Below are 11,148 nucleotides of genomic sequence, written 5' to 3' on the forward strand. Positions count from 1 at the left end.
TTAATGGCGATACCGCTAGATTTCATTTCCGGACACCCTGCTAGCTCAATCTCAAAGAGATCAATACGCCTCCTGCAGGAATAACATAGATTATCCCTGAATTTTTCAAGTATTTCGTAGCGTAATATCTGATAGAAGCGAATAACCAGTTAATCGCTGGATGTTTTATATTGTGTGATTTCAAAATTGAGTCGCGCAAGATGTTTTATTTTTCTTTTTATTAGGATTGAGGAGGCGTCACTCATGCAAAGACTTGGAATCAAACGAACTTCGAAAGGCTTTACGCTCATAGAATTGCTGGTGGTGATTGCCATCATCGCAATTCTGATTGCTCTATTACTCCCGGCAGTGCAGCAAGCGCGGGAAGCAGCCAGACGCGCACAGTGCAAGAACAATCTGAAACAAATTGGTTTAGCACTACATAACTACCACGAAACATATGGCCAATTTCCATCTGGAAACGGTATTTCCAGCTTAACAGGTGCAGGTGCTGAGCAATGGGGCCATTCACAGTGGGTGGCATTGCTACCTTATGTGGATCAGGCAAATATCTACAATAAGTGGAATTTTAGTGCGGGTAGTGAGGGCTGGACTGGTAATCGCCCTGCTTACACAGGTATCAAACAAAAATGGCTGACATGCCCTTCTTCCACATTGCCAGGTGGGGCTAATGCCGCAGTTGCTGAAGCCTCACATTATTATGGAATTTCTGGTGCGGTTCCCCGAGGTACATTTACAGACACTGCTGAATACTGGGACAATTCTGCTAACTGGGGTCTGAATTCCAGTCGAGGAATGATTGATAGCCGAAATGGTAAAAAGATTAAAGATTGTACCGATGGAACATCAAACACAATCATTGAAGGTGAGATCAGTGGCTATGTCTGGGATGCGACTGGCCTGAATCGTGGAGACCGCCGTCCTGCCAGAAACTGGGGTTGGACGATGGGTGGCTTATCAGGTTGGGGTGGTTGGACACCAAATGTTTCAAACGTCACTGTTCGTTACCCCCCCAATGCAAAAGTGCTGGGAGCAAATGGCCTTGTGTGGGCAGCGTGGGATGATGCCTCTGGAAGTAACTGTCCATTAACTTCGTTTCACGTGGGTGGTGCTCATGTACTGCTGACCGATGGCGGCGTTCGATTTCTTAGTGATAACATCGACATGCTGACCTTCACACTTTTAGCCGTTCGAGATGATAACCAGACACTCGGCGAATGGTAGGAGTTAATTCTTCATTGTAATTCTTGAGCCTTGAGTGGACCGTTCATAGTCCCTCAAGGCTCATATATATTTTTAAATAACTACAACAAGTGAGAATAGATTATGACGCGATTTGCTTCTGGTTTTAATAAACTCTTTTTGGCCACTCTATTATTAAGTATTTCTACCGGTTGTGGTGGAGGAGATACGGGAGATGGCTATACGGGTGAACGTGGCCAGGTAAGTGGAACAATTACCATTGATGATCAACCATTGAAAGAAGGTTGTCAGGTCATCTTCATGTCGCAAAAAGGAGGCTATACCGCAGCAGGAGTTGTTCAAGCCGATGGGAAATACACACTCGTTTACAGTGATGATTCTGGTTTACCCACGGGAATTTATGAAGTGCAGCTCACGGCCCCAATTGTACCTGATTCTACTGAGGTTGTAGACCCGACAAAGATGGCAGCAAACATCAAGATTGGCCCTAAAGGAAAAGTCAGTGGTGCTGCGAGTAACGATCCATTTCCCGTTAAGTATGGGTCAACACAAACCAGCATGCTGAAATTTGATCTTAAGCCTGGTCCAAACACAGCTGACTTCAAGCTAGATAAAAAATAATCACATCACTTTGAAACAAAACAGGTTTTCCTCTCGAATTCCTTCTCCAAGATGACCCATGTGAAATTCTATTTGATGCAGTTTATGTGAGGTACCTTCAAATTAATCGGGCTATAAAGTGGCTTGAAAAATAATTTGGAATTGAAAGCGGCTGACTCATTCGATTCAGCTGTTTTTTTTATACACTCAACAGATAAAACCAGGAAAAACAGACTTTTCAATACTCCAATCACCGAAATTCATCATATTTGGTGATTTGATTATTGAAGAATTCAATGCCATGAACTGTGCAGGCCACCTGATCCTCAGGTTTTAATAAAAATCATAAATTCTCTGGAATAAATCAATGCGAAAGTGGCTCTTAATAGTGTGGTAGGGTAGTTTGTTCTATAAGAACAGGCCTGATAAACGGGGTTTCCTTCAATCACCACTGAATCAAACCCGATTTGTAAGACTCTCATTCTTACAAATCTGATAATCAATTGAGAAATGGAGAACTGAGATGAAATTACTTTCGACTATGTTTACGTTACTGGGGCTTACATTATTCATTGCTGGTTGCACACCAAAATCTGAATCTGCTCCTAAGCCTGCAGATGATCCTGCTGTTCCTGCTGGTGAAGTTGATATTGTTCCACCAGGTGATGCAGCTAAAGCATTAGATGGCACATCGCCAGAAGCTGCTAAGAAAGACGAAGCCAAGCCTGAAGCTGCTAAGAAAGACGAAGCTAAGCCTGAAGCTGCCAAGAAAGACGAAGCTAAGCCTGAAGCTGCTAAAAAGGATGCTCCCAAGAAACCTTAATTTGGGTTTCTGTCATCTTCGCATGACACGACACTTCAATAAAAAACTCTTCCGAAAGCCGGGAGAGTTTTTTTATTTCTACTCTGAGCAGCGAGAATATCATCGAGAGACGAAGGAGCCCTCATATTAATGAGAGTTGCTGCATGAGAGAATTCGGGCGGCAGTCAGTGTATTTTTCAATAACATGGCGATTGTCATCGGCCCAACCCCTCCTGGAACAGGTGTGATCGCAGAAGCAACTTCTTTCACAGATTCAAAGTCTACATCACCGACCAGTTTGTCATTAACGCGATTTATTCCGACATCAATCACAACAGCGCCAGGCTTCACCATATCTGCTGTAACAAATTCTGGTTGACCGATGGCGGCTATGATAATATCTGCGGAACGCACAATCTCTTTCAAGTTTTGGGTTCTACTATGACAAATCGTTACCGTGGCGTCAGCCCCCAATCCACGCTGTATCAACAACATGGCCATTGGTTTGCCTACTATCTCACTACGACCTAAAATTACAGCATGTTTTCCCGCTGTCTCCATTTGAGTAGAGAGGATCATCTGCTGAATTCCATAAGGAGTACAAGGCAGATATCGTGGACGCCCTTGTACAATCAAGCCCACATTTTCAGGATGAAATGCGTCTACATCTTTCAACGGATGCACTACATCCAGTATCGCTGTTTCGGTAATATGCTTTGGCAGAGGAAGTTGAACCAAAATACCATGTACGTTCTGGTCGGCATTCAGCTGATGTACCAGTTCAGTTAGTTCTGCCTCAGAGGTATCAGCCGGCAAACGCTTCAGGGTACTTTGGATTCCCGCTTTTTCACAGGCACGCTGCTTGTTACGGACATACACTGCACTGGCAGGGTCATCACCAACCAAAACAGCCGTCAGATGTGGAACAATCTGAGATTCTGCTTTAAACTGAGCCACTTCCTGAGCAAGTTGCTCACGAAATGTAGTAGCCAGCGCTTTACCATCGATAATATCTGCGGACACTCTGCAAATTCCTTGAAAAGTTTCTGAAATATTCAACGTTGAACACAACATAACCAATCAGCAGGAAATCTAAAACCACCCTAAAAGAATTAATGTGGTGTAAAGACAAATCGCCGCATAAACGGCTGCCACATAATCATCTGCCATGATTCCCCAGCCTCCATGAATCCGATCAAAATAACGAACCGGCCAGGGCTTCCAAATGTCAAACAAGCGGAACCAGAGAAAGGCAATGAGTGAAATCCAAAAGAAGCTTCCATCGATGGCCCGGTTTAGTACCGGCAACATTACTATAGTGAACGCCGTGAATTCGTCGAAAACGATACAACCCGGGTCGTCCAAACCCAGGATTTTTGCCGCGCGGTCACAAATAAAAACGCCAACCAGAAATAATACAACAGCGACTAGAAGATAGAAGGGCAACGTCAGATTGAAACACAGCAGCCCCATGACCAATAGAGGACCTAACAGGCTGCCAAACGTTCCTGGAGCGCGAGGGAGATAACCAATGCCCAACCCAGTGGCCAACAGCAGAATACATTGCTCTTTGATCTGTTTCATTAAGAATCACCAGCAAATTCGCTGCTGTCAGGGGCCTTTAAAAAGTCACTATTCAAGATAATCCAAGTCGTTTATACTTTAACTGACGTTGATTTTCCCTGGTACAAATGAACAACCCGCGTTTTCAATCGCCAATATTTGACGAGATCTCTAGAAGCTTGAAAGATCTGATCTTCAATATCAGGAATCATAGCTGAACAAACACCTCTTGCCAATTGGACTTAAATTAAATCTACCCAGCCATTCAGAATCCCTTCCCGTGAAGTCACATTCTGAATGTCGTTTTGACTATATCATACAGGATTGAATATATGACATCTCCAGAGGTCCCTAAGCGTTCTAAACTGGAACTTCTTAAAGATGGTAGCCGTCAACTTCGCGGAACCATTGCTGAAGAATTAACGAATGACAGTGACGAATTCACCGGTGATTCATGCCAACTTTTGAAACATCACGGATCCTATCAGCAGGATAACCGTGATCTTAGAAAGGCTAAGAATCCAGATGGAACCCGCAAGGGAAAAGCTTTTAGCTGCATGATCCGCACCAGAGTTCCGGGAGGAAAAGTAACCGCAGAACAGTTTCTGGCAGAATTGGATTTGTGTGATCAATATGGCGATGGAACCGTTCGCCTGACGACACGTCAGGGGTTTCAGTTACATGGTGTAATTAAAGGTAATCTGAAAGCGGCTATCAAAGGAATCAACGATTCCAAATTAACTACCCTGGCTGCCTGCGGAGACGTCAATCGAAACGTGATGGCGTGCCCTGCCCCTTATAAAAATAATGCGATCTTCGATTCCATGCAGGACATGGCCTACGCGCTGGCAGAGCATCTCAAACCCAAAACGACTTCGTATTTTGACTTATGGATCACAGATGAGGCAGGCAATAAAACTAACGAAGCAGAGTTTCAGCCAGTTGAAGAACCAATCTATGGTAAAGTTTATCTTCCCAGAAAATTCAAAATCGGCATCGCCTTACCTGAAGACAATTGTGTCGATATTTATACACAAGACATAGGCCTGCTTGCGATTGTCGAAAACGAGGAAATCATCGGTTACAACTTCTATGTTGGTGGCGGTATGGGAGTCACCCCCAGTAACAAAAAAACCTATGCGGCCCTGGCTAAACCTCTAAGCTTTGTGGAAAAGGATCAGGTTCTCGCAGTCGCTGAAGCGGTGGTAAAAGTCCAGCGTGATTTTGGTAATCGCGAAGACCGAAAACAGGCCCGTATGAAATATCTGGTCAACAATTTGGGCATCGAGAAGTTCCGTGAAAAAGTATCAGAATTCCTGGGTGGTCCTCTGATAGCCCCTCGCGATATTGAAGTCACCGGCATCGACGATCACATGGGATGGCACGATCAAGGGGATGGTAAATTATTCTTTGGAGTGAATATTGAAAATGGCCGCATCAAGGATGAGGGCGATCTCAGAATCAAAACTGGCCTGCGAAAGATTTTGGAGACTTACCAATTTGATGCACGGATTACTGCTAAGCAGAGTGTTATTTTTTGTGATATTGATCCTGCTGATCGTGAAGCAATCGAGCAAATACTTGTAGATCATGGGATGAAAAAAGCGGATGAGCTGACTCTGATTCGACGATTTTCGATGTCCTGTCCGGCATTGCCAATGTGTGGATTGTCGGTCACAGAATCTGAGCGGGTCCTGCCAGATCTCATCACAGAATTCGAAGAAGAACTGGCACGCCAGGGACTTCAGGAAGAACGCATTTCTGTGAACATGACAGGCTGTCCAAACGGGTGTGCCCGCCCTTACATTCCCGATGTGGGTCTGGTGGGTAAAGCCGTTGGGAAATATACACTGTTTCTCGGCGGAAATTCGCTCGGAAACCGTTTAGCTTTTATCTATGATGACATGGTCCCACTGGGTGAAATCACCAGCAGACTTTCTCCTCTACTGGAATATTATAAAGAGGAACGTCAGACCGACGAATCGTTTGGAGATTTTTGTCATCGGAAGGGCAAAGAGACGCTTCAGGAAAAAGCCGGCCTGACTGCGAAATAACCTGCCAACTTGTTTATTTCAGTAGTTGATCCGAACCTCTGACGAAAGAGGCTGTCATACATTTTGTCAAAATCAATCAAGAACGGGTTGACCGTGATTGATTGAGCAGGTAGATTATTTGAACAAAGAGGCAGTCAGACTATCAATCGAGACTAAAAGCAAAGCTAGATGACCTGATGCAAACTCACAATCGACTCAACCTGAACCTACTACTAAACCTGCTTACCCAAGCCAGGTCTTAGGTTCTTTGTACGATTGTTAATCAAAAACAGTGAAACCCTGAGACCAGATCGGCCTCAGGGTTTTTTATTTACCTTGCTGGTATTATTCTGGTCTCTCATTAGCTCTCTATTACGAGAGTGGAAATTGATTCTTGGAGAAAACCGATGACCAATGACACAGTAAAGATTTTTGACACCACATTGAGAGACGGTGAACAATCGCCTGGTTGTAGCATGACAACCTCCGAAAAAATGAAGGTCGCCAAAGAACTTGTTGAGCTGGGCGTCGATATTATTGAAGCAGGGTTTCCTATCGCTTCGCCCGGAGACTTCGATGCCGTTAGCAAAATCGCACAGGAATTTGGCAACCAGACGATAATCTGCGCTTTAGCACGCTGTCGCAAAGACGACATCGACCGTGCCTGGGAATCTTTAAAAGAAGCGGAAAAGTCTCGAATCCATGTGTTTCTCGCTACGAGTTCGATCCACCGCGAACACAAGTTGAAAATGAATAAAGAGCAAATCGTGGAAACCGCCGTGGAAATGGTCAAACGTGCCCGCGATTATTGTCCGGATATCGAATTTTCACCTGAAGATGCAGCGCGAACAGAGAAAGACTTCCTTTGTGAAGTCGTCGAAAAAGCAATTGAAGCCGGTGCGACAACTGTAAATATTCCTGACACGGTCGGATACGCGACTCCCGCTCACTTCCACGATGTGATCACAACACTGAAAAAGAACGTCTCCAACATCGACCAGGCCATCATTAGCACACATTGTCATAACGACCTCGGGCTTGCTGTTGCCAACAGTTTGGCGGCAGTGGACGCCGGCGCTCGACAGATTGAATGTACAATCAATGGCTTAGGCGAACGAGCTGGAAACTGTGCCTTGGAAGAAGTCGTGATGGCTTTGAAAACACGTTTTGACTATTACGGCATACAAACGAATATTAACACAAAACGTCTATACCCAATCAGCCACCTCGTCTCGACAGTCACAGGCATGACCGTTCAACGCAATAAAGCAATCGTGGGGAAAAATGCATTCGCTCATGAAGCAGGCATTCATCAGCATGGAATGCTGCAGGAACGCTCAACCTATGAAATCATGCGTCCGGAAGATGTCGGCTACGTTGGCACCAATCTCGTTCTGGGCAAACACAGTGGCCGGCATGCCTTTCGTGATCGCATTCATTCTTTAGGGCATAAGCTGGATGATGAAACGTTCGAAAGGATCTTCAACGAGTTCATTACATTGGCAGACAAGAAAAAAGAGATCTATGATTCAGATATTGTTGCTTTGATCGAAAACCAGGTTTCAGATACTCCTGAAAAATGGAAAATTGTCCGGTTCCACACTTCTGCAGGCACAGGAACAATTGCGACAGCCACAATTGAGTTGATTGATGAAAACGAAAAAATCCACTGCGATGCTGCAACCGGTGATGGCCCCGTTGATGCTGTTTTTCGTGCGTTAGAGAGGATTTCACAAATCTCCGGAGTACTGGAACAATATCACGTTGGCAGCGTCTCGAGTGGAAAAGATGCGCAAGGTGAAGTGCGAGTTGAAGTCCTGATTGACGGAAAATTATATACGGGCCGTGGCGTGAGCACTGATATCATTGAGTCGAGTGCCAAAGCATATTTACAAGCAATTAATAAGTCTGCAGCTAAGCAAGAAAACTAATTATTTCACATTTGCGATTATGACTCAGAAATGACATCTAACGATCCTGAATCACGACCAAAATTGTTCAAAGGCAAGACGATTGTCCTCAGCCTATTGATCTTTGGTCTGTTGATGTCAGGGTCGTTATATGTTTTTCAAGCAGTGAATACATTTCAATTTGCTGATACGCAAAATGCCTTGGCCAAAGAATTTCCTGATTCTCGTCCACGTGTTGAAGGAGGTAGACTCAAAGGAAAACAAAACAATCCAACCACGTTCCGTACGACACTGGCTGTTGATTTCAATCCCAATGATGAAGATGTCCGCATCCAGAAAATGGCAGATCGGATTATGGAAATAGCCTCTAAAAATCTGAATCTCAATGAATACGAGCAGGCAGAACTACATTTTTATCAAGCTATTCCCGAACAAAAAATTATTCTCAGAGAAATCAAACGCGATATCAAAACATGGCTCGCTCAGCACTAAAAAAGTCTTAGTCATGCAAGTCAGTCATTTCGAAAGAGAGTCGATCTCTACAAAGAGCATCTGATTATTTTATCCTGGTCTGGTCTCTTCTACTACAAAATCGCTTCCGTGCCATACTTACTCTGGCTATTATCAATACGATATTTGTTCATTCAACCCCAGCTCATTTTGAACCAGCGTCTGGATAGCTATGAGTTCGTTTCAGAATCTATTTCAAACAAGTAAGGGATTCTGGAGTATCATTGGCTCCATGCTACTGTTTCAATTCTGTCTGGGTTTATATTCAGCTCAAAAATTGACAGTCACTCACGACGAATATTGGCATCTACCTGTGGGGTTATTATCTTGGGAAACAGGACGATTTGACTATGACAGGTTGAACCCTCCCTTAATTAGAACCTGGTCCGCAATCCCGCTCCTGTTTACTTCGGCTCAAACTGGCTCGCCTCCTCACTCGTCAGATCCAGCTGATTACGGTGACGCCTTCATCCGGGCAAATCCGGAAAGTTTTCACCATTATTATGTACTCGGTCGATCTTCGATTCTATTCCTCTCAGTTATCTCTGGAATCCTGTTAGCCATCTGGGCGCGAGAACTGTTTGGTACCTCAGCAGCCTGCCTGGCGGTCTTTCTTTGGAGTATGAGTCCGAATATTTTAGCAAATGCTGCGTTGGGAACTCAGGACCTTGCTATCACCGGATTCTTTTTAGCGACCGTTTTCTGTGGCTGGAAATTTTCGAATCATCTTTCCTGGAACTGGGCCGTGCTCACCGGCGTGGCTCTTGGCCTGGCTCAACTCACTAAATTTACCGCTATCCTGCTGATACCTATTTTGATCATTCAATGGTTTCTGCTGCGCTACAAAAGTACGGAAATCAAAAGTGAACTCTCTCAAAAAATGATACTCGCAAGATGGTTAACACTCCTTTTGCTGAGTTGCTTTGTGTTAAATGTCGGCTATTTGTTTCAAGATACATTCCAGCCAATCAGCAACTATCAATTCCAGAGTTCCGAATTAAAAACTCTAAATGAACTCCCCACTCTACTTCAGAATATTCCTTTACCGATCCCTCGAGATTATCTGATGGGATTTGATCTACAACGTTTCATCATGCAACAAACGCATCCAACCTATCTGGATAACCAATGGGAATTGCATGGATTCCGCTGCTATTACCTTTACGCACTTCTATATAAACTACCCCATGGCGTTCAATTATTGCTCCTGATGGCAATTTACCTCTGGTATAAGCAGCGAAACCACTCTGGCCGCATGTCGCTGCGCTCTCTGGGAATGCTAAGCACGCCTGTAATACTACTGATTCTCATCGCCAGTTTTTCCAATAATCAACTGGGCCTGCGATATATCCTGGCCGTGTTTCCGTTCCTGTTTTTAATGGTTGCCCCCCTGGCTGAACACCTCGATTTTTTTAAACACAAGTTTTTTTCCTATCTGGTCATTGTTGCAATCTTGTCACTCCCATTGTCATTGCGATTTGCCCCTGCTCATTTAGCGTATTTTAATGAATTGTCCGGCGGTCCTGAAAATGGTGACCTGCATTTGATTGATTCTAATCTCGATTGGGGGCAGGATTTATATCGCTTGAAAGAATATCTGCGCGACAACCAGATTGATGATTTAAAACTGGCATATTTTGGAACGATTCCTCCTTCGGCACTAGGTATCGAATACAATTTACCTCTTGATTTCATCCCTGAGCCTGGACGCTATGCTATCAGTGCCAGTATTCTTCAGGGGCGCCCCTACTCTATTAGAAAACAAGATGGCAGTCGGCATAACCTGGGTGCAGATGCATTAGGTTTTTTCCGGTTTTTCGAACCAAAGGCACAGCTGGGATATTCCATTAACATGTATGAACTGAGTCCGGAAGACGTTATTCGTTGGCAAATAGCTGTGAACAGGGCTAATCGAGGATTATTCCCCTAGATGATAATTTTCTGGAGATTCCAGTACAGAGAATGGATTCGAGTTAGAAAGGCAATCTCGTTGCTTGTTCAAGCCCCGTTTCACGCAGGAGTTCAAAATACTGTTCTGGCGTATTAATATTCTGCAACCCCTGCAATTGTGGATCAACTTCACGTAACTCCTCTGCATCGAGAAAACAGGCATCGACCTCGTTCGCCAGATCAATGGGACGCCGTTGATTTAAACTGATTAAATGCTGAATCGATTCCACCAGAGAAGTCCGATAAACGGCCGCCAGAGGGTGATACCATTTTCCCTCTCGAACCATAACCAGTTGATTTTCGGCTAACGCTGATATGATCTTTGAAATAAATGAAACGTGAATCAGAGGTGTATCACAGCCCGAGACAAAGGCAGCATCGCATTGATCTTGCAGAGCAGCCAGCCCATGTCCAATTGCCGAGAGAGGCCCTGCCCCCGATTCTTTATCATGGATGACAGTAACGAACTCGGGCAGTTCGGGTAACTTCTGTCCTTGTGCGGCAATAACCATAACGGGCGAGACGATAGAAGAAACAATTCGTACAACTCTTGGTAACATTAATTCAGTGCCCAAAG

At 44.4% G+C, this 11,148-nt stretch carries 10 protein-coding genes; 7 read left to right on the forward strand and 3 right to left on the reverse strand.

Annotated features, from left to right (window positions below):
• Window positions 1-243 precede the first annotated feature (243 nt).
• From Q0668_RS17210 to Q0668_RS17220, 3 genes are all read left to right on the forward strand, one after another.
• Window positions 244-1,224, forward strand: coding sequence for a DUF1559 domain-containing protein (locus Q0668_RS17210; protein ID WP_298866862.1), 981 nt, complete (start codon window positions 244-246; stop codon window positions 1,222-1,224).
• Between the two features lie 102 nt (window positions 1,225-1,326).
• Complete coding sequence (locus Q0668_RS17215; RefSeq protein WP_298866864.1) at window positions 1,327-1,824, forward strand: hypothetical protein; 498 nt, start codon at window positions 1,327-1,329, stop codon at window positions 1,822-1,824.
• Window positions 1,825-2,326: 502 nt separating this feature from the next.
• Complete coding sequence (locus Q0668_RS17220) at window positions 2,327-2,626, forward strand: hypothetical protein (RefSeq protein WP_298866865.1); 300 nt, start codon at window positions 2,327-2,329, stop codon at window positions 2,624-2,626.
• Window positions 2,627-2,752: 126 nt separating this feature from the next.
• On the opposite strand, the gene folD is transcribed toward Q0668_RS17220, so the two are convergent.
• A complete protein-coding gene (gene folD / locus Q0668_RS17225; RefSeq protein ID WP_298866866.1) occupies window positions 2,753-3,628 on the reverse strand; it encodes a bifunctional methylenetetrahydrofolate dehydrogenase/methenyltetrahydrofolate cyclohydrolase FolD in 876 nt (291 codons plus the stop codon).
• A 69-nt stretch (window positions 3,629-3,697) separates the two neighbouring features.
• Window positions 3,698-4,189 carry a phosphatidylglycerophosphatase A gene (locus Q0668_RS17230; protein WP_298866868.1) on the reverse strand — a complete coding sequence of 164 codons (492 nt, stop codon included), beginning with the start codon at window positions 4,187-4,189 and terminating at the stop codon, window positions 3,698-3,700.
• A 311-nt stretch (window positions 4,190-4,500) separates the two neighbouring features.
• Here Q0668_RS17230 and Q0668_RS17235 point away from each other — a divergent pair, with 311 nt between their 5' ends.
• The 4 genes from Q0668_RS17235 to Q0668_RS17250 all read left to right on the forward strand — a co-directional run bounded on the left by Q0668_RS17235 (window position 4,501) and on the right by Q0668_RS17250 (window position 10,551).
• Window positions 4,501-6,222 carry an NADPH-dependent assimilatory sulfite reductase hemoprotein subunit gene (locus Q0668_RS17235; RefSeq protein WP_298866869.1) on the forward strand — a complete coding sequence of 574 codons (1,722 nt, stop codon included), beginning with the start codon at window positions 4,501-4,503 and terminating at the stop codon, window positions 6,220-6,222.
• Window positions 6,223-6,608: 386 nt separating this feature from the next.
• On the forward strand, window positions 6,609-8,132 hold the full coding sequence (locus tag Q0668_RS17240) for a 2-isopropylmalate synthase (protein WP_298866871.1): 1,524 nt from the start codon (window positions 6,609-6,611) through the stop codon (window positions 8,130-8,132).
• A 30-nt stretch (window positions 8,133-8,162) separates the two neighbouring features.
• Entirely contained in the window at window positions 8,163-8,603 is a 441-nt protein-coding gene (locus Q0668_RS17245) for a hypothetical protein (RefSeq protein ID WP_298866873.1), read from the forward strand.
• A 190-nt stretch (window positions 8,604-8,793) separates the two neighbouring features.
• A complete protein-coding gene (locus tag Q0668_RS17250) occupies window positions 8,794-10,551 on the forward strand; it encodes a glycosyltransferase family 39 protein (RefSeq protein ID WP_298866874.1) in 1,758 nt (585 codons plus the stop codon).
• A gap of 43 nt (window positions 10,552-10,594) precedes the next feature.
• Here Q0668_RS17250 and Q0668_RS17255 read toward each other — a convergent pair.
• On the reverse strand, window positions 10,595-11,148 hold a 554-nt coding region (locus tag Q0668_RS17255), incomplete at its 5' end, for a molybdenum cofactor guanylyltransferase (protein ID WP_298866875.1).

Origin of the sequence: uncultured Gimesia sp. (assembly GCF_937910335.1) — a bacterium.
Lineage (GTDB): Bacteria > Planctomycetota > Planctomycetia > Planctomycetales > Planctomycetaceae > Gimesia.

Excerpts from the sequence above, each read along its gene's own strand:
- Q0668_RS17210 (WP_298866862.1), top strand. The coding sequence starts at position 244 with ATGCAAAGACTTGGAATCAAACGAACTTCGAAAGGCTTTACGCTCATA.
- Q0668_RS17215 (WP_298866864.1), top strand. The coding sequence starts at position 1,327 with ATGACGCGATTTGCTTCTGGTTTTAATAAACTCTTTTTGGCCACTCTA.
- Q0668_RS17220 (WP_298866865.1), top strand. The coding sequence starts at position 2,327 with ATGAAATTACTTTCGACTATGTTTACGTTACTGGGGCTTACATTATTC.
- Q0668_RS17230 (WP_298866868.1), bottom strand. The coding sequence starts at position 4,189 with ATGAAACAGATCAAAGAGCAATGTATTCTGCTGTTGGCCACTGGGTTG.
- Q0668_RS17235 (WP_298866869.1), top strand. The coding sequence starts at position 4,501 with ATGACATCTCCAGAGGTCCCTAAGCGTTCTAAACTGGAACTTCTTAAA.
- Q0668_RS17240 (WP_298866871.1), top strand. The coding sequence starts at position 6,609 with ATGACCAATGACACAGTAAAGATTTTTGACACCACATTGAGAGACGGT.
- Q0668_RS17245 (WP_298866873.1), top strand. The coding sequence starts at position 8,163 with ATGACATCTAACGATCCTGAATCACGACCAAAATTGTTCAAAGGCAAG.
- Q0668_RS17250 (WP_298866874.1), top strand. The coding sequence starts at position 8,794 with ATGAGTTCGTTTCAGAATCTATTTCAAACAAGTAAGGGATTCTGGAGT.